The following is a 17,729-nucleotide window of genomic DNA, read 5'->3' as shown; positions in this document are numbered from 1 at the left end:
GGCAGCTACGCTAAACCTATGAGCAAGTTATTGCGTACAAGATAAGCAATGGCTTTTTTTACTGTTTCTGAGAAAAGAGCCATCATAGTGATTTAACCCAACGTGTTTTATTATCAATGAGTTTTTTAACCGACCCACTGTTCAAGGCTTTGTTTTTTACGGATACGCCCCGGATAATATTAAAGGCAGATGCGCCAAACTTTACCATATTAACCTATAATGAGGCTTATATGAAAGCAACCTATACGCATTACCGCAATATAATTGGTTGGTATCTTTGGGAGGCTTTTGATCCTAAACGAGCAGGAAACGACGGGGATAAATTTTTACTTGACACACTTACACGCGCAGTGGTAAGCAATGAAACTATTGTAACACCACCCTTTAATTATAACATCCCATCGGCCAATCCCGATGTAATGGTTGACAGCTGGTGGCAACTGGACATTATTCCTATTACCGGCAAACACAAAAAACCAGCGTATTTACTATTAACAACAAATAACATTACCGATAAAATATTAACGTAGTGAAGTAAGCCCCCGGCTATCAATTACGGTGTAAACAATCTTGATAAAAGAACTACGATTGGTATCCGTCGATAGATTTGGGCTGTTCATCGATGCCTGTCTTCATTTAATGATGGTTGTTGTATGTTAGCAGTGCAAATCGGGGCGCACGCCCTATTGTGATAAGGTTTAGGTAAAGGCCTCTGAGCTGCGAGAGCAAAGAGGCTTTTTTTATGCCTTGATTTCTCTGGCTAAAAAGCAGGCCCCGATACCTTAAATACTGTAATTTTACTGCCATGAAGCTGTATATAAAAAACATGGTGTGCAGTCGGTGCAAAATGGTTGTAAAAAGTGAGCTTGAAAAAGCCGGCCTGCAGGTGCTTGGCGTTGAGCTTGGCGAAGTAGAAATTAAAAACCCGCCAACGAATCTGCAGCAAATGAAACTGACAGCGTCGTTAAACCAATTGGGTTTTGAATTAATTGACGATCAGAAAAGCCGCCTGATTGAACAAATTAAAACCATCATCATTGGGCATGTACATTATACAGATGCGCCGGCGTCTTTAAAGCTTTCGGCTATACTGGCAGATATGCTTAATTACGACTATGGATACCTTAGCAACCTTTTTTCGGCAGTAGAGGGCTCAACTATCGAAAAATATTATATCAACCAAAGGATCGAAAAAATTAAGGAACTACTGGTTTATAACGAGCTTAGCCTTTCGCAAATTGCTTTCCAACTGGGCTATAGCAGCGTGGCGTATTTATCAAGCCAGTTTAAACAGGTTAGCGGGATGACTCCATCAGCTTTTAAAAAGCTGCAAGGCCACAAACGTAAAAATATCGAAGACCTGTAAATATTGTAAAACATAGCTATAATACCGTAACAGCGCGAACTGTTGGTGGCGGTAAATTTGTGTCAGTTAATTTATTAGCAATTATCATGACACATACCTATAATATTACCGGCATGACCTGTACAGGTTGCCTGGCCAAAGTTCAAAGCCTGTTATCGCAGGTCAATCATGTTCAAAAAGTAGATATTTCCCTTGCCGAAGGAACGGCTGATATTACAATGAACCGGCACATTGCCACGGCTGATTTGCAAAAAGCACTTGCCGCCTATCCAAAATACCAGCTAACAGATGCCGGGCCCCATCACCCGGAGATAATGGGACCAATTGACGATACCGGGAATAAAACCTGGTTGCAAACATACAAACCCATCCTGCTCATCTTTGGCTACATTACGGTGGCCGCCTTCATAGCTGGCTATAATGCTAAAAGCTTTGATATCATGACTTCGATGCGGATTTTCATGAGCGGCTTTTTCCTGGTGTTTTCTTTTTTTAAATTACTGGATATTGAAGGCTTTGCCGATAGCTATGCCATGTACGATGTTATAGCCCGTAAATGGCGCGGCTGGGGGCGCTTTTATGTTTTTATTGAATTGGGGTTAGGCCTGGCATTCGCGCTTAACTTTGCGTCATATATAATCAATATCGTTACTATTGTAATAATGTCTGTAAGCTTAATTGGCGTGTTAAAAAGTGTGTTCAGTAAGCGGCAAATCAGGTGTGCATGCCTTGGCGCGGTATTTAACCTGCCTATGAGCACTGTTACCATTATTGAAGATGGGTTAATGATAGTAATGGCCCTTGCAATGCTCCTGATTAAAATAACTTAATAGTAAAATGGATGTTTGATGAAGTAACACCAGGGGATAGTAGTGTTGGCCGTGTTAACTGCGGCTTTTTTTTGCTTCATGACTATTTCCGGATTACGGGCAGGGGGCTTGTGATTGCAGGGGAACTTATTGACGGAATCGTACACCCGGGCAACATGATCTGTGTTTGCCACGCGCATATTAAAGTTAAAAGCGTAGAATTTGTGAGGAGGTCGGGCGGGGAGCTTATCGGTTTGATGTTGGATATAGCCGACGATAAAGAGATAGAAAATTTGGTGGACAAACTAAAAGAGGAGCTTGGTCAAGAAAAACATCCGGCTTATTTAATATTAACTTAAAATCAGTCGTTTTTAATATTAATAACAGTATTTTCACGCTAATAAATCGTTTTGCAATCGATTTTATTTGCGATTGCATTTACCGCATATTTAAAACCCTGGCTTTTGTTGTCATGTTTACGGGGTGACAATAACCACACCTTTGATCGCTATAAGCGATAATTAAAATAAATTATCAATTTTATTAGCCGAAGCATGTATAGAGGGACAACCGATGAGCTTATTATCGCCAATAAAGAACTGGTATACCAAAATGCCGAGAAAGAGAAACGCACCGGCGAATTACTCGCGGCAAACAACGAATTAGCCTTTCAAAATTCTGAAAAAGAGAAACGTGCGGCCGAACTTGCCATTGCAAACAAGGAATTAGCTTATCAAAACGCCGAAAAAGAGAAACGGGCAGATGAACTGGTAATAGCCAATGAAGAACTGGCGTACCAGAACTCCGAGAAAGAGCAAAGGGCGGCTGAATTGGTGATAGCCAATAACGAGCTCAAATTCCAGAATCAGGAGAAGCAAAACCGCGCCGAAGAGTTAAACATTGCCAACCTTGAACTGGCTTTTCAAAATTCGGAGAAGGAGAATCGGGCGGCTGAATTGATCATAGCCAATAACGAGCTCAAATTTCAAAACCAGGAGAAGCAAAACCGCGCCGATGAGTTAAACATTGCCAACCTTGAATTGGCTTTCCAAAATTCTGAGAAAGAGAACCGGGCTGCAGAATTGATTATAGCCAATAACGAACTTAAATTTCAGAACCTGGAAAGGCAAAACCGTGCCGAGGAACTGGAAACAGCGTATAACAAAATAAAAAAAGCCGAAGAGTTTTTGAAAGAGTATATCCTTGGGCTGGAAAAAATGATGTTTTTGACTCATCATAAAGTACGTCAGCCTGTTGCCAATATTTTAGGTATCTCCAAAATTCTTAACCAGTTTTTGCGTTCGCCCGCTACCTTAAAAAAAATGGTTGGGTATATGGAGGTTTCAGCCATCGCCCTCGATGATTTTACAAAAGAGCTAACCGTTTTTGTGAGTGAACTGGAAAAGAAGGGAAAAAGCAACGGGGGGTAAGTTGTTTGTTTTACAATACCGTATTAAAAAATCTGGTTTATATAAAATTGTAGCCTTTTTCCTAAGGCGTTAAAACATAAATATCCGCAATAATGGCCGATAGTTCAAGCTAATTTGCGTTACATCCTAAATCTCAACGAAACCGATCTGCCTAAAGCCTGCGCCAGTTCAGGATCAATCAGCGGGCCGTTACCTTGCTGTATCCATACACTGCGTTCGTCTTTTTGAAGGGTGATTGTTTCGCCGTTCAGCAAAATTTCAAGTTCGCTGGTAGTCTTGTTTATTGGCGATGTATTGACCTGATAAACAAGGTCGGTATCGTTGTACGTTATTCTTAGTGGCAGTCCCATCTGTGTCTTCTCTCCGGGTAAATATACAAATCCAATAGTCCAAAAAAGCAAAAAGATGTCACTATGGCTTCATTATCATCATAAGTACCTAAGGCATAGTTTATTAAAAAAACAATAAGATACCGTCCGTCACGCTGCAAGCTGATATCCTACCTTTTCAATCAGGCTGTTTATGTCAAACGGTTTCAATAGCACATCATCGGGCGCACCTTTTTGGTTTAGCGCCGTGCCAACATCTTCACCGGGCAGGCAGATGATCACGGGCAGGTTTTTAGTATCCCGGTTAAGCTTTATCAACTTGCAAATTTCCAGGCTATCCAGGCCGGGTAACAATACGTCGAGTATCACCAGATCTGGGTGGGATGTCTTAATTTCGGCAAAGATATTGCCAGCATCGTGAAACGATACCACATCATATCCGCTTGCAGTTAAAATATAGGTCATCACCTCTATCATTAACTCGTTGTTATCAACTATTAATATTTTCTTCGCCATACTCGTTTCAATCCCCTTCGGGTTAACATGTGCAAACCGCATGCCATTGATTAACTTACAGTTAAACCCGGTTTTCGAAAGATGAAAGATGTATATATTATGGTATTATTGTAACATATTTTACACTAATTGCCCACAGTTTTTCGGGGCTTAATAGATGAGTTTTGTTACATTTGGCTGGATAAAAGATTTACGAGATAATAATGGATATTGTTAATATAAAGAAACTGGCGAAGGAACTCAATATTTCTACGTCAACTATCTCAAGGGCATTTAACGGAAGCCCCGATATTAATAAGGATACCAAAGAACGTATACTGGCCTTTGCCAAAGAGCATAACTTTTTGCCTAACCATTATGCCAGTAATTTAAGGGATAAAAAAACTAAAACATTAGCCGTTATTATCCCCGAAATAGCTAACGATTTTTTTTCGCAGGCCATAAACGGTATTGAAGAGGTGGCCCGTAAAAAGGGCTTTTATATTTTACTGTACCGCACAGATGATATTTTTGAAAAGGAAGTGTCGTTTGTAAATTACCTCAATAACGGCAAGGTTGATGGCATCATCATGTCAGTATCCGGCGAGGCCAATGACCATAATTACCTGCGCCAGCTGGAGTCGAAAAATGTTCCTGTTGTTTTTTTCGACAGGGTATATGAAGATATTGATGCAGCCAAGGTAACTACCAACGACTATGAAAGTAGTTTTGATGCCACAGAGCATTTGCTGCAAACCGGTTGCCGAAGGATAGCCTACCTGGTAGTAAACAAAAATATTTCTATTGGGCAGGTGCGTATGCAAGGTTATATGGATGCACTTAAAAAGCACAATGTAGCCTTTGACGACGAACTGGTGATTGATTGCAGTAACGACGAGAAGGTAAACTACAAGATATTGACCAAGGTGCTACAGGAAATAAAGCCCGATGGGATTTTTAGCTCGGTAGAGCGTTTGGCATTTGCTACCTATTACGTTTGTAATGACCTGGGCGTTGATATTCCGAAGCAACTAAAAATAGTTAGCTTCTCCAGTTTGGGAATCGCCCCTTTGTTAAGCCCTGCACTATCTACCATTACCCAGCCCGCCTACGAAATGGGCATTAAGGCCGCCAACCTGCTATTTGAAGCATTGGAGCACAAGGCTGCCACAAACCACAAACGGCACGTGGTTTTAAAATCTAAATTATTTATCAGGAGGAGTTCATCTGGTGAGTAATATTTGTTCATGGGTTATGGTTCATGGTTCATTGCCGGAATTAGCAATATAAGCAAACAGGCGACAGATATTGCCATCGTTTGTTTGCTTATCTCCATGATCTATGAACCATCAACCATGAACAAAAAATCAAACGTGTATAAACAACTCGCTTTTAGGCCTGCGCACTTTAATCATTTTGCTGTAAACGTCATCTTCGGCACGGTAGCCAACAGCGGCGATAACCGAGGTAGTTAAGCCTAATTCTTTTAAACCCAATATCTCATCAAATTGGGCGGCATTAAAACCTTCCATCGGCGCTGCATCAATGCCTAATTCCGCAGCTTCGGACACTAATACACCTAAAGCTATGTAAGTTTGTTTATGCGACCAGGCTAATTTTTGCTCATCTGTATTGTTGCTTAATCTGCCTAAAATCACTTCTTCAAATCCAGCAAGGCTTTCACGTTCCACATTACGAACATCGGCAACCAGGTCGATGAATTTTTTTCCAAACGCCTCGTCCAATGACGTTACTGAGGCAAAAACGAATAATGCCGATGAATCTGTTATTTGTGGTTGATTATACCCGGCTGCGCGCAGTTTTGCCCTTACTTCGGCGTCCCTTACAACAATCACTTTGAATGATTGCAGCCCGTATGATGATGGTGCCAGTTGTATTGCGCTTAGCAATTGATCTAATTGCTCGGCGGATATTTTTTTCGAAGGGTCGAATTTTTTTACTGCAGCCCTTTTTTGTAATTGATCTATTAGTGACATGACGATTTCTAATTTTGTTACGACAAAAATAGATGTTTAAACATTTAAATGCGTCATACCATCGTAAACTATAAATTGGCTTTGGCCTTCAGTTCGTCTTCTTTATCGCTTTCTTCTTTTTTAAGCCGTCGTTTTTCCTGGCGGATGTCTTTACGGGTTTTACCCGCTGTATCAATATTATCAATCCGGTTTTTATAATCCAGCTTAAGGGCTTCAATTTGTTCTTTAAGTTTTTCTTTGGCTGTTTTTTCTTTTTGCTTTTCTACCTGCTCTTTCTTTTGCTCTACACTATCCTTTTTACCAAACAGGCGCTGAAAAAAACTTGGCTTTTTTACAGGTTCTTCAATAACAGGTAATGTTTCATTATCATCGTTTCCACCCTGTTTCATCAGGCTATCTGCTTTGGCAGTATCAATAGGTGCAATCTTTTCCCTTAAGCTTTCTTTTAACCTTACATTATAAAAGCCGTAGGCGCTGGTGTCGCGTGCGGTTAGTCCTTTTTCGGCCATCAGCTTACCTATTAGGTTAAAATAGCCGTGCAGGCCGGGCCTCAGGCTACCATCGGGCTGAAAGGCGTATAAGCCACCTTTTGGATACGGAACTATGCTTGCCAGGTAAATACTTTCGCCCAGCGTAAGCTCCGATGGCGACTTACCAAAATAAAAATGCGATGCCTCGTCAATTCCATATATGTTGCGGCCCCATTCAATAATATTCAGGTAAACCTCCAGCATCCGGTTTTTGGTCATGATGCGGTTGTTTTCGATGATCCAAACAATCAATATCTCCTCAATTTTACGCACCAGGTTTTTATCCCGGTTTAAAAACGAGTTTTTAACCAGCTGCATGGATATACCACTGGCGCCGCGTTTAAACTTTTTGGTTTTAAAATCGGTTGCCAATGATTTGCGGAACGCTTCTTCTACAAAGCCGTGGTTGGTATAAAATGAAGGGTCTTCGGCAGTCATAACCGCGTTACGCAGGTTAGGGGCTATTTGCTCCAATGGCGTAAATTCGGGATTATCCGGGCCAATGAGGTGCGGCGCCAGCGGCTTCCCTTTTTCGTATGGGGTGTAAACAAACGGACTGTTCAGCTTACCCAGGTCGGTTTTACCGTACTTAATTATCCGGAAGCCATCCTTATCCAGGCGCGAATCAAATTGCAGGTCATCTATCTTAGTTGCATCCATGTAAAAATGCATGCTATATTTTAGTTTACCGGCAACCTTAATACCATCAAGGGCATCAAACATTCCCTGCGGAAAGGAGTCAAAAACATCGGAGGCGTTAAGCCAGTCGGTGTTCATTTTAAGCTCATATATTTTGGTTGGATTGAGCGTGTATTTAATAAATGGCCTGGCTACCAGGTTTTTTATATGAATTGTTGACGAGCTATCGATAGACACATAATTGCTGCCCACAAACAAATTGGCATCAATAGAGGCCTTAGGAAATACGATATCGCCGGGCGATAAGCCTGGATGGTTGATGAGTAGGTTACTTACCCCCCATGACCCGTAAATGCGGGTTTCGCCGCCGCTATGTTCAACCTTGGTTAATTTGGTTGATATGGTATCGGCATTTATTTTCAGGTGAAGCTTTTCCTGTATAATAGGCAATTCTATCTTTTTACCATCGGCATAAAGTTTCACATCGATGTTTTTATCAGATGGATGCATTTTACCCACAAAATGCCAGGTAGATTCGCCGTTATCAACATCAATGGTTGATGTAAGGTTGCCATCTTTTATCTGCGCAGTTTTTGCAAGTAGTTTTAGTTGGGTGCTATCGTCCTTAAAACTTACCACAAAATTGCTTAATGTAAGGTTATCCGGGATTTTATATAGTACCTCGTTAACCAGGTTGTTGGCCAGTACAGATAGATCGGCTTTGGTTGTTGATGTGGTATCGCGTTTCTTTTTAAACAAAAAATCAAAGTTTTTAACCCCTTTGATATTCGTGAGGTTGATAAAGCCATCCTGTAATAAAACATCCGATAATTTAATATTGCCCACAATAAGTGGTAACAGCTTAACGCTCACTACAAAGTTTTTGATGCGTAGCAGGCTGTCGCGCTGCTCGGGTACTATGGTAACATCCGAAAAAGAAACTGTTGCGGCGCCGGTAAAATGGGCCGAGCCGATTTTTACATCTAAATTATAATCGCGCTTTGCTTTTGCAGTAGCTTTGACAATAGCTTTTTGAAGCAGGGCCTCGCGTTTTGAATAGGCAATATAACCGCCTATTAACAATATGAGGAACAGCGGGATAAGGACAAATGCGGCTATGCGTATATATTTAGGGTTAAGGCGCTTCATAAGTAAATTTTTCCAAAACTAAACTAATTCTTATCCCCTGCAAACGGTTGTTTCTGTAATTTGTTTCCTACTTAAACACAAATCAACCACTCGTTTTCATAAATTTGCCATAATATTATGATAATCACTAAAGAACAAGTTTTACAAGCACTGGGCAATGTTGAAGAGCCAGACCTTAAAAAAGACCTGGTTACCCTCAACATGATACAGGATATACATATTGATGGCAACAAGCTTAGCTTTTCGGTTATATTAACCACGCCGGCTTGCCCGCTAAAGGCCATGATTGAAAATGCCTGCCGCAATGCCATCAGCTACTTTATTAGCAAAGAAGTGGTGGTTGATATCAACATGACATCGCGCGTTACCACACAGAAAAATACAGGCGTACCGGGTGTTAAAAATATCATCGCGGTAGCATCAGGTAAAGGTGGCGTTGGTAAATCAACCGTTGCTGCTAACCTGGCATTGGGCCTGGCAAAATCAGGTGCCAAAGTGGGGTTAATTGATGCGGATATTTACGGCCCATCTGTACCCATCATGTTTGGGTTGGAAGGCGCACGCCCCCAGGCAGGCGTTGTTGATGGCAAAACCCGCATTGAACCTATTGAAAAATATGGTATCAAGCTATTGTCGATAGGCTTTTTTACCGATCCAAACCAACCCGTGCCGTGGCGCGGGCCAATGGTATCAACAGCTGTAAAACAACTGTTTAATGATGCCGACTGGGGCGAACTGGATTACCTGGTGGTAGATTTGCCACCGGGTACGGGCGATATTCATATTACTATTACGCAAACCTTCCCGGTTACAGGAGCTGTCATCGTAACTACGCCGCAAAATGTAGCTTTGGCCGATGCCCGCAAAGGGGTAGGCATGTTTATGATGCCGGCAATCAATGTACCCATACTGGGCGTGGTTGAAAATATGTCGTACTTTACGCCGGCCGAGCTTCCGAACAACAAATATTATATTTTTGGCAAAGGTGGCGGGCAGAAACTGGCCGAGCAACTGGATGTGCCCTTTTTAGGCGAGATTCCGCTGGTAAAAAGCATCAGCGACTCGGGCGATGCAGGCACCCCGGCAATTTTGGAGGCTGATGGTGTAATGACCAAGGCATTTATTGATATGGCCCAGCGCGTAGCGCAGCAGGTTGCTATATCAAACGCGAAGGCATTTGAAGCGAGTCTTGAGTCAGAAGTTTAAAGTTCTAAGTCTTGAGTCAGAAGTCTCAAGTCAAAAGTTTCAAACCAACCCTTTTGACTTAGAACTTAAAACTTTGGACTAAAGACTTTGAGTATAAAATATATTGCAAATTATTAATAACTTTACTTTAGTTATAAATTGGTAAAAATGAGTTTATTAAGTCAGGTTGAAGCAGCTTTAGATACCATTCGTCCGTATCTGGAAGCTGATGGCGGGAATGTTTCAGTTGAAGAGATTACGCCCGAGGGTGTTGTTAAATTAAAATTACTGGGCTCATGCGGGTCTTGTCCTATGAGCATCATGACCCTAAAGGCAGGCATTGAGCAAGCCATAAAAAAAGCAGTGCCCGAAGTTACCAGTGTTGAAGCATTAAACCTTACCGACATTGATGATCCGAATGCGGTGCTGCCCGAGAATTTAAGATAGTGTTAAGTATTGTTAAATCCTGTTTATAATTTACGGCATTAGCTATTTTTGAGCAACTTTTTGAAACCATTTGGCGTTATTAAGGTAACATACAGCAAATAGGTGTTTAGGTATATGAAGTACTTGGTTGTTATATTTTTATTGTTTGCATCGGTTGCGGCATTTGCACAAAAACACGATGACAGGCCACTTGTGCAATTTACGGGGGTAGTGCATAATGCCGATAGTACAGATGTTATTGTACCCTATGTATCAATTACCAATACATCGTTTCATAACCAGGTATACTTAAGTAACTATAAGGGCTATTTTTCATTTGTAGCGCACGAGCAGGATACCTTGCGTTTTACCTGCGTTGGTTACGGACAAATACTGGTGGTTATACCATCAAATCTAAATACCAAAAGTTATACTTTGCAGGTAAACATTAAACCGCAAATTATTAACCTGCCTACATTTCACGTATTTCCGTGGGCTACTACAGACGAGTTCAAGAAAGATTTTTTAGCTATAAAACTTGCTGATGACGATCTCGAAATCGCGCGCAAAAACATCAGCAAGGCATCATTATCAGCCTTGTATAATACTTTGCCCAGGGATGCCCAGGAAATACAATCGGCAAACGCGCAATCAATGCACAACACCATCCTCAACACGCATTCACTTACACCCAACCCGCTACTTAACCCACTGGCCTGGGGCAGCCTGATCAAGCAGATCTCGGATGCGGATAGTAAGTAAGTCGTAAGTCCGGAGTATAAAGTCAAAAGTCTGTTTTGGTGCAATAAAAAAACCTACTGATGCAGGCTTGCTTTTATAAGATATGTTGACTTCTGACTAATGACTTAAAACTTCAGACTTATCTCCCCTTTTTAACAGCCGGGAATTTCATTTTGTATTCAACATTTACAACTCCCTTCGAAATATCGTTCAGTTTTTTCTCAATCAGGCGCTTGCGTAGCGGGCTTAGTTTATCAGTAAATAGTTTGCCCTCAATATGATCGTATTCGTGCTGGATAATGCGGGCGGCCATGCCTTTAAAGGTCTCTTCGTAGTGTTTCCAGTTTTCGTCGTAGTAGGATATCCTAATTACTGGTTTACGGTAAACATCTTCGCGTATATCAGGGATGCTCAGGCAGCCTTCGTTAAAGCCCCACTCTTCGCCGGTTTCCTCTATTATAGTTGCGTTTATAAATGCTTTCTTAAAGTCTTGAAGGTTGGGTTCATCATCATCAAACGGGGTGGCATCAACTACAAACAAACGCATAGACATGCCTACCTGCGGGGCTGCCAGGCCAACGCCACGGGCTCCGTACATAGTTTCAAACATGTTATTAACTAATTCTTTGATATGTGGATATTCATCCGGCTCAATGGCTGTTGCTTTCTTTCTTAAAACAGGGTCTCCGTAAGCGATGATAGGGTACTTCATTTTGCAAAAATACAGGTTTATTATTTAGGCTCAAACTTCAATGTAATAAGCCTGTCATTATCAAATATTTCGTTGCCTATTTCCAGCAATTGTTCGGCGGAAACGGCGTTTATTTTGTCGAAAATGTCTTCCAGCGTATCAATATGGTTAAAATCCAGCAGACTTTTGGCCATTGATATAATCAGGCTCATCCGGTTCTCTTCGGCAAGGGCTATTTGCCCAATAAACTTTTGCTTGGCCTGGTGCAGCTGCAGCGTGCCCAGTTTTTGATCGCGCAGCTTCTTCAGTTCTTTGTGTACCAGGCGCGATGCCTTTTCCGCCTTTTCGCTATCAGTTCCAAAATAAACGGAGAAAATACCGGTATCGCTAAACGGGGTATAGTTTGATTCGATGGTATAGGCGATGCCGTACTTTTCGCGGATCTCGAGGTTTAAGCGGCTGCTCATTCCCATGCCGCCCAACAGGTTATTAAGCAGCAATAAACCGTATTTATGCTGGTGTGATGAAGGGTAAGCCTGCCCGCCAATTATGCAATGCGTTTGCGATATGGGCTTTTTCACGATTACAATACCGCTGCTATTGGCTTTTGGTGCAATCCTGTTTTTTTTGGGGTGATGAGCCGGTATCCCGCCGAAATATTTCTCGCACAGCTTAACTACTTTCTTAAAATCGTAATTGCCATGTACGGCAAATATCATTTCAGAAGTGCTGTAGTTGGCTTTTATAAAGGCGCGCATGTCATCACTGTTCATACGGCCAACGGTTTCGGGCGTGCCCAAAATGTTTTTACCGAACGGATCATCCTTAAACAGTAACTCCTCAAAATCATCCTGGATAGCTTCTTCGGGCTGATCAAGGTACGAGGCTATCTCATCCAATATTACGCCGCGTTCCTTTTCCTGCTCATCTTCGGGAAAGGTGGAGTGGAACAGGATATCCTCAAATAAATCAATAGCGCGTTCCAGGTGCTGGTTAAGTAATGAGGCGTGAATGCAGGTATATTCTTTGGTTGTATAGGCGTTCAAATCAGCGCCAACAAGCTCCAGCCTGTTCAGGATCTGGTTGGTGTTGCGCCTTTCTGTTTCTTTAAACAGCAGGTGCTCAATAAAATGGGCAAGCCCCTCCTGTTGGTTGGCTTCATCGCGCGAGCCTGCGTTTACAATAAAGCAGCAATGCGTTATGGCAAATGGCGATTGCTTGTATAAAATACGGATGCCATTTGGTAAGGTGTGGGCCTGGTAGTCGATCATATAAGAGTGCAAAGATAACGTTATATATGTTACAATTATTTTACGTGTAATTTGCAAGCGATTTTACTATTTTAGTAGATTGATACCATACCGGCGAAAGCACCTATAGTGATGCGATTGTAGCCGGTAGTACCCCTTGTAAAAACGCACCAATGAAAATTAAAATTGCAGACCTTGAGTTTGAGCCCCTTATTAATGCCGAAACGATTGAAGAACGTGTAAAAGCTATTGGCCTACAGTTAAATGAAGATTTTAAACAGAGTGTTCCGGTATTTGTGGGAGTACTTAACGGAAGCTTCTTATTTATAGCCGACCTGATAAAACAAATCTCTATCCCCTGCGAAATCTCGTTTACAAAACTGGCCTCTTATTATGGCGGCACTACCAGTAAGCTAAAAATCCGCGACGATATTGATTTGATTGTGGATATAAAAGGCCGCGACGTGCTGATTATTGAGGATATTGTTGATACCGGTAACACGGTGCACTACCTGATAGATAAGCTGAAACAACGTGGCCCGGCTTCAATTAAAGTATGTTCATTATTGCTAAAACCGGCTGCACTGCAAAAGAAAATTGACGAACTAAAATATATTGGTTTCGAAATTGAGAATGAGTTTGTGGTAGGCTACGGGTTGGATTATAAGGAAATGGGGCGGAATTTGGATGCTATTTATAAGAAGGTATAACTTCCTTTTGGAGTAGAGAGATCGATTTCGGATTGACTTATGTTGCAAGATATAACAAACAATGCCCATGAAAAAAGCATTAAGAATTGCCGGCGGAATTATTATCGTTGCGGCAATTTTTCTTTCGGTAAAAGGGTATAATATTGTTATTCCCGTTTCTCAAAACGGCGATATCCTTCCCGTTCTTAAGCTGAAGAGCGGCGATACTATAAATGTTTTTTCGCAATTCGACTTTACAAAAGACGATTGGGTTGCTTATATTGTAATACCATCTTCAGACTTTGCCGGTCTTAACGCCCAAATCCCTCATCGCACCTGCCTGAAAACAACCGACAGGAATCTTTTAAAAAAAATGAAGCACGACTGGCGGTTTAAAATAACACCAGGAGATGTTGCAACTGTTGAAAGCGTTTTTTACCTATTAAAGAACGGAAAGGCAGTGTTTCGATCTGGTATAGTTTTAGATACCTATAGCCAGGTATTACAAAATTCTGTATACGGCGAGATGGTGCCTGTTGATAAGAACGCAATGATAAATACCTGCCAGGAATTCAGAAAGGTATATTGGCCGGTTGTTGTTTTTTAAGGTAGAGACCGCTTACGCCCCAACCAAACCCGCCATCTCATTCAAAAACACCAGCGCCTGGTCAATACTATGCACACCTTCAACACTCAACCTGAGCGTGTTTTTAACTTCTTTTAAATTGGTGCGCCTTGGGTTGGCCTGTACAAAAGCAAGTACATTATGGAAAGCCTCGGTCTCAAAGTACGATGATTGCTGGTTGGTGATAAAATAGCCGCGCAACACATTCTTTTTCAACGATATTTTTTCAAAACCGATTGCCTTGCCCATCCATTGCAGGCGCATGGTATTTAACAGATCATGTACCTGTGGTGGTATTGGCCCGAAGCGATCATGTAGCTGCTGTTGAAAAGCCGACAGCTCAACTTCCCGCTCCAGTTTAGATAGCTCGGTGTAAAGGTTGTAACGTTCGGACAAATTGGTTACATATTCGTCGGGGATCAAAATCTCCTGGTCGGTATCTATTTGCGTAAAGGAAATATATGGCCTTGGTTTATCATCCGGGAATACGCCTTTAAATTCGTCGTCTTTCAGTTCCTGGATGGCTTCGTCCAAAATTTTATGGTACATCTCGAAACCTATTTCGGCAATAAAGCCGCTTTGCTCGGCTCCAAGCAAGTTCCCGCTGCCGCGGATGTCCAAATCGCGCATGGCAACGTTAAAGCCGCTGCCCAGGTCGCTAAACTCCTCGATAGCGCTAAGGCGCTTGCGGGCTTCGCTGGTGAGCGTTGACAACGGCGGGCTCAACAGGTAGCAGTAAGCCTTTTTATTGCTCCTGCCCACGCGGCCGCGCATCTGGTGCAAATCGCTCAGGCCAAACATGTGGGCGTAGTTGATGATAATAGTATTGGCATTCGGGATGTCCAGGCCGGCTTCAATAATGGTGGTGGCCACTAACACATCGTACTCGTGGTTCACAAACTTCAGCATTACGTCTTCCAGGGCATCGCCCTCCAACTGGCCGTGTGCAATACCAATGCGGGCTTTAGGCACCAGTTTGTGAATCATGCCCCCTAATTGCGGCAAATCGGCTACGCGATTGTGGATAAAGAACACCTGGCCGTCGCGCTCAATTTCAAACTCAACAGCTTCTTTTATCAGTTTATCGTTAAATACATGCAACTCGGTAACTACCGGCTGCCTGTTGGGTGGTGGTGTTGATATGATGGATAAATCCCTTGCGCCCATTAGCGAAAAATGCAGGGTACGGGGTATCGGCGTCGCGGTTAATGTAAGCGTATCCACATTGGCGCGCATTTGCTTCAGCTTCTCCTTGGTACTTACGCCAAATTTTTGCTCCTCGTCAATAATCATCAGCCCCAGGTCTTTAAACTTTACATCCTTGCTCACCAGGCGGTGGGTACCTATAATGATATCTACCTTGCCATCCTTCAGCTTCTCTAAAGTATCCTTTATTTGTTTGCTTGTTTTAAAGCGGTTAATGTAATCTATATTAGCGGGGAAACCCTTAAGCCTATCGGTAAATGTTTTGTAGTGCTGGGCCGCTAAAATGGTGGTTGGTACCAATATGGCCACCTGCTTGCTATCGGCAACGGCTTTAAAGGCAGCGCGAACGGCTACTTCGGTTTTGCCAAAGCCCACATCGCCGCAAATGAGCCTGTCCATAGGGTGCGGCGATTCCATATCTTTTTTAAAGTCGGCGGTGGCTTTTTCCTGGTCGGGAGTATCCTCATACAAAAAGGAGGCCTCCAGTTCAGTTTGCAGGTAGCTATCGGGCGAAAAGGCATTGCCATGCTGGGCTTTGCGCAGGGCGTAAAGCTTAATCAGGTCGCGGGCTATGTCTTTAACTTTTTTTTTTGTTGTTTTCTTCAGGCGTTCCCAGGTATCGGTTCCCAGCTTGTTCATGCGTGGAACGGTGCCCTCTTTGCCGCTGTATTTGCTAATTCGGTTTAGCGAATTGATGTTTACATATAACAGATCGTTATCGGCATAAATGAGGCGGATCATTTCTTGCTGCTTGCCGTTTACCTCAACCTTTTCCAGGCCGGCATATTTGCCTATACCATGGTCAATATGGGTAACATAGTCGCCGGGCTTAAGATCGCGTAACTCCTTTAAGGTGATGGCTTGCGAGCGCTGATAGCCTTTTTTAAGCTTGTATTTATAATAACGATCAAAAATCTGGTGATCTGTATAACAGGCCAGTTTTTGCTCGTGATCAACAAAACCTTCGCGGATTGAGATACTTATTGGTGTAAATTTTACCGTTTTATCCAAATCATCCAGTATGGCATACAAGCGCTCCACCTGGCGCGACGAATCTGTAAGGATAAAATTTTCTATCTTTTCCGATTCGTTATTTTTGAAGTTATGGATCAGCAGCGTAAAATCCTTATTGAACGATGGCTGCGGACGCATGTCAAAGTTGATTGAGGCGCTTGGCTGATAAAAAAACTGTTTGCCAAACTCCACAACAGGGAAATCGAACAACTGGTCGGCAATCAGTTTCTCGTCGGTAAAGCCAAATTTGGGATCAATCCAATCCGGGTTTTGGGCTTTTTCGTCTGCAGATAATGCTTTCCACAAATTGGTAGCCTTTTTAAATCCACTTTGAATGATATCCAATGTAAACTGTACATCCTTAATCCAAACCTGGGTGCCAGGTTCTACATATTCCAACAGGGAAATATTGCTTTCTGTTAAAAATTTAGATTGTACATTGGGTACAATGGTAATGGTTCTCACCTGCTCTACAGACAGCTGGCTTTCAATCTCGAACGTGCGGATAGACTCAATGAAATCGCCAAAAAACTCCACCCGGTAGGGCAGATTGTGCGAGAATGAAAAGATATCTACAATGCCGCCACGAACAGAAAATTGCCCAGGCTCGTACACAAACTCAACGCGCTCAAAATCGTACTCAATTAAAAACTCGTTGATGAACTCGATACTGAGTTTATTACTTACTGCAATTTCAAGCGTGTTTTTTTCGAGGGACGCCCGGTCAATCACCTTTTCGGCCAGGGCCTCGGGATAAGTGACTATCAGCTGGCCAAATTCCGAAGCATGGTTAAGTTCGTTGAGTACTTCGGCGCGTGCCAGCACATTGCTGCTGTCGGGCTGGGTAAATTCAAATGGCTTGCGGTATGATGAGGGGAAAAGTAGTACTTCTTTCCCTGTAAGGTTTTCCAGGTCGGCCTGGAAATAGCCGGCTTCTTCGCGCTCGGGCAATACAAACACCATGTGCTTGTGCTGCAAAAAATATAATGCTACCGCCATGGCCGCATCACTCGATCCGACTAAACCACGCAGCTGTACCCTTGGATTTTTTGAAGCATTAAGCGCAAGGGCCAATGCTTTAATCCGGTCATCAGCTTTATACCTATCTAATATATCACGGATGTTCAAACTGCCGCAAATGTACGCAAAAAAGCCTTT

The 17,729-nt window shown here is 42.5% G+C and carries 18 protein-coding genes; 11 read left to right on the top strand and 7 right to left on the bottom strand.

The features are described 5' to 3' along the window. Positions 1–116: 116 nt before the first annotated feature. The 5 genes from AC1RM2_RS15835 (at position 117) to AC1RM2_RS15815 (ending at position 3,605) form a co-directional block, all read left to right on the top strand. Complete coding sequence (locus AC1RM2_RS15835; RefSeq protein ID WP_492986157.1) at positions 117–530, top strand: hypothetical protein; 414 nt, start codon at positions 117–119, stop codon at positions 528–530. A gap of 275 nt (positions 531–805) precedes the next feature. Continuing rightward, complete coding sequence (locus tag AC1RM2_RS15830; protein ID WP_492986156.1) at positions 806–1,366, top strand: helix-turn-helix domain-containing protein; 561 nt, start codon at positions 806–808, stop codon at positions 1,364–1,366. A gap of 86 nt (positions 1,367–1,452) precedes the next feature. Beyond that, complete coding sequence (locus AC1RM2_RS15825; RefSeq protein ID WP_492986155.1) at positions 1,453–2,196, top strand: heavy-metal-associated domain-containing protein; 744 nt, start codon at positions 1,453–1,455, stop codon at positions 2,194–2,196. An 11-nt stretch (positions 2,197–2,207) separates the two neighbouring features. Beyond that, positions 2,208–2,534: a hypothetical protein gene (locus AC1RM2_RS15820; protein WP_492986154.1), complete on the top strand. Its 327-nt coding sequence runs from the start codon at positions 2,208–2,210 to the stop codon at positions 2,532–2,534. A gap of 195 nt (positions 2,535–2,729) precedes the next feature. Continuing rightward, a complete protein-coding gene (locus tag AC1RM2_RS15815) occupies positions 2,730–3,605 on the top strand; it encodes a diguanylate cyclase (protein WP_492986153.1) in 876 nt (291 codons plus the stop codon). Positions 3,606–3,724: 119 nt separating this feature from the next. On the opposite strand, the gene AC1RM2_RS15810 is transcribed toward AC1RM2_RS15815, so the two are convergent. Together AC1RM2_RS15810 and AC1RM2_RS15805 are read right to left on the bottom strand one after the other, a co-directional pair. Beyond that, on the bottom strand, positions 3,725–3,955 hold the full coding sequence (locus AC1RM2_RS15810) for a hypothetical protein (RefSeq protein WP_090652238.1): 231 nt from the start codon (positions 3,953–3,955) through the stop codon (positions 3,725–3,727). A gap of 129 nt (positions 3,956–4,084) precedes the next feature. Then, entirely contained in the window at positions 4,085–4,450 is a 366-nt protein-coding gene (locus AC1RM2_RS15805) for a response regulator (protein WP_492986152.1), read from the bottom strand. 203 nt (positions 4,451–4,653) lie between these two features. Between AC1RM2_RS15805 and AC1RM2_RS15800 the strand changes: the two genes are divergently transcribed. Next, positions 4,654–5,667 (top strand): LacI family DNA-binding transcriptional regulator, encoded by a 1,014-nt coding sequence (locus AC1RM2_RS15800; protein WP_492986151.1) that lies wholly within the window; start codon positions 4,654–4,656, stop codon positions 5,665–5,667. A gap of 129 nt (positions 5,668–5,796) precedes the next feature. Here the strand turns inward: AC1RM2_RS15800 and AC1RM2_RS15795 are convergent, their stop codons facing one another. Next, positions 5,797–6,426, bottom strand: a complete 630-nt coding sequence (locus AC1RM2_RS15795) for an NAD(P)H-dependent oxidoreductase (protein ID WP_492986150.1) — start codon at positions 6,424–6,426, stop codon at positions 5,797–5,799. A gap of 68 nt (positions 6,427–6,494) precedes the next feature. Next, complete coding sequence (locus tag AC1RM2_RS15790) at positions 6,495–8,744, bottom strand: transglycosylase domain-containing protein (RefSeq protein WP_492986149.1); 2,250 nt, start codon at positions 8,742–8,744, stop codon at positions 6,495–6,497. Positions 8,745–8,861: 117 nt separating this feature from the next. Between AC1RM2_RS15790 and AC1RM2_RS15785 the strand changes: the two genes are divergently transcribed. The 3 genes from AC1RM2_RS15785 to AC1RM2_RS15775 all read left to right on the top strand — a co-directional run bounded on the left by AC1RM2_RS15785 (position 8,862) and on the right by AC1RM2_RS15775 (position 11,117). Continuing rightward, the gene (locus AC1RM2_RS15785) at positions 8,862–9,950 is read left to right on the top strand and encodes an Mrp/NBP35 family ATP-binding protein (RefSeq protein WP_492986148.1); all 1,089 of its coding nucleotides are present in this window, start codon (positions 8,862–8,864) and stop codon (positions 9,948–9,950) included. A gap of 147 nt (positions 9,951–10,097) precedes the next feature. Beyond that, positions 10,098–10,376: a NifU family protein gene (locus tag AC1RM2_RS15780; protein WP_477448477.1), complete on the top strand. Its 279-nt coding sequence runs from the start codon at positions 10,098–10,100 to the stop codon at positions 10,374–10,376. Between the two features lie 114 nt (positions 10,377–10,490). Beyond that, positions 10,491–11,117 (top strand): hypothetical protein, encoded by a 627-nt coding sequence (locus AC1RM2_RS15775; protein WP_147053989.1) that lies wholly within the window; start codon positions 10,491–10,493, stop codon positions 11,115–11,117. Between the two features lie 118 nt (positions 11,118–11,235). Here the strand turns inward: AC1RM2_RS15775 and def are convergent, their stop codons facing one another. Then, complete coding sequence (gene def, locus AC1RM2_RS15770; RefSeq protein ID WP_492986147.1) at positions 11,236–11,808, bottom strand: peptide deformylase; 573 nt, start codon at positions 11,806–11,808, stop codon at positions 11,236–11,238. Positions 11,809–11,828: 20 nt separating this feature from the next. Continuing rightward, complete coding sequence (locus tag AC1RM2_RS15765; protein ID WP_492988255.1) at positions 11,829–13,055, bottom strand: M16 family metallopeptidase; 1,227 nt, start codon at positions 13,053–13,055, stop codon at positions 11,829–11,831. A gap of 155 nt (positions 13,056–13,210) precedes the next feature. On the opposite strand from AC1RM2_RS15765, the gene hpt reads away from it, so the two are divergent. Both hpt and AC1RM2_RS15755 read left to right on the top strand, forming a co-directional pair. Next, on the top strand, positions 13,211–13,747 hold the full coding sequence (gene hpt / locus AC1RM2_RS15760) for a hypoxanthine phosphoribosyltransferase (RefSeq protein ID WP_492986146.1): 537 nt from the start codon (positions 13,211–13,213) through the stop codon (positions 13,745–13,747). A 67-nt stretch (positions 13,748–13,814) separates the two neighbouring features. Next, a complete protein-coding gene (locus AC1RM2_RS15755; RefSeq protein WP_492986145.1) occupies positions 13,815–14,333 on the top strand; it encodes a hypothetical protein in 519 nt (172 codons plus the stop codon). 12 nt (positions 14,334–14,345) lie between these two features. Here AC1RM2_RS15755 and mfd read toward each other — a convergent pair whose 3' ends face one another. After that, complete coding sequence (gene mfd, locus AC1RM2_RS15750; RefSeq protein ID WP_492986144.1) at positions 14,346–17,699, bottom strand: transcription-repair coupling factor; 3,354 nt, start codon at positions 17,697–17,699, stop codon at positions 14,346–14,348. Between the last annotated feature and the right edge of the window lie 30 nt (positions 17,700–17,729).

It is taken from the genome of Mucilaginibacter sp. GW822-FHT03E02, assembly GCF_058801545.1.
The sequence above is the reverse complement of the archived record's forward strand: the minus strand, read 5'-3'. Positions and strand labels throughout refer to the sequence as shown.

What these genes read in the sequence shown, in the direction of transcription:
- AC1RM2_RS15835 (WP_492986157.1), top strand. Translation starts at nt 117, where the DNA reads ATGAGTTTTTTAACCGACCCACTGTTCAAGGCTTTGTTTTTTACGGAT.
- AC1RM2_RS15830 (WP_492986156.1), top strand. Translation starts at nt 806, where the DNA reads ATGAAGCTGTATATAAAAAACATGGTGTGCAGTCGGTGCAAAATGGTT.
- AC1RM2_RS15825 (WP_492986155.1), top strand. Translation starts at nt 1,453, where the DNA reads ATGACACATACCTATAATATTACCGGCATGACCTGTACAGGTTGCCTG.
- AC1RM2_RS15820 (WP_492986154.1), top strand. Translation starts at nt 2,208, where the DNA reads ATGTTTGATGAAGTAACACCAGGGGATAGTAGTGTTGGCCGTGTTAAC.
- AC1RM2_RS15815 (WP_492986153.1), top strand. Translation starts at nt 2,730, where the DNA reads ATGTATAGAGGGACAACCGATGAGCTTATTATCGCCAATAAAGAACTG.
- AC1RM2_RS15810 (WP_090652238.1), bottom strand. Translation starts at nt 3,955, where the DNA reads ATGGGACTGCCACTAAGAATAACGTACAACGATACCGACCTTGTTTAT.
- AC1RM2_RS15805 (WP_492986152.1), bottom strand. Translation starts at nt 4,450, where the DNA reads ATGGCGAAGAAAATATTAATAGTTGATAACAACGAGTTAATGATAGAG.
- AC1RM2_RS15800 (WP_492986151.1), top strand. Translation starts at nt 4,654, where the DNA reads ATGGATATTGTTAATATAAAGAAACTGGCGAAGGAACTCAATATTTCT.
- AC1RM2_RS15795 (WP_492986150.1), bottom strand. Translation starts at nt 6,426, where the DNA reads ATGTCACTAATAGATCAATTACAAAAAAGGGCTGCAGTAAAAAAATTC.
- AC1RM2_RS15790 (WP_492986149.1), bottom strand. Translation starts at nt 8,744, where the DNA reads ATGAAGCGCCTTAACCCTAAATATATACGCATAGCCGCATTTGTCCTT.
- AC1RM2_RS15785 (WP_492986148.1), top strand. Translation starts at nt 8,862, where the DNA reads ATGATAATCACTAAAGAACAAGTTTTACAAGCACTGGGCAATGTTGAA.
- AC1RM2_RS15780 (WP_477448477.1), top strand. Translation starts at nt 10,098, where the DNA reads ATGAGTTTATTAAGTCAGGTTGAAGCAGCTTTAGATACCATTCGTCCG.
- AC1RM2_RS15775 (WP_147053989.1), top strand. Translation starts at nt 10,491, where the DNA reads ATGAAGTACTTGGTTGTTATATTTTTATTGTTTGCATCGGTTGCGGCA.
- def (WP_492986147.1), bottom strand. Translation starts at nt 11,808, where the DNA reads ATGAAGTACCCTATCATCGCTTACGGAGACCCTGTTTTAAGAAAGAAA.
- hpt (WP_492986146.1), top strand. Translation starts at nt 13,211, where the DNA reads ATGAAAATTAAAATTGCAGACCTTGAGTTTGAGCCCCTTATTAATGCC.
- AC1RM2_RS15755 (WP_492986145.1), top strand. Translation starts at nt 13,815, where the DNA reads ATGAAAAAAGCATTAAGAATTGCCGGCGGAATTATTATCGTTGCGGCA.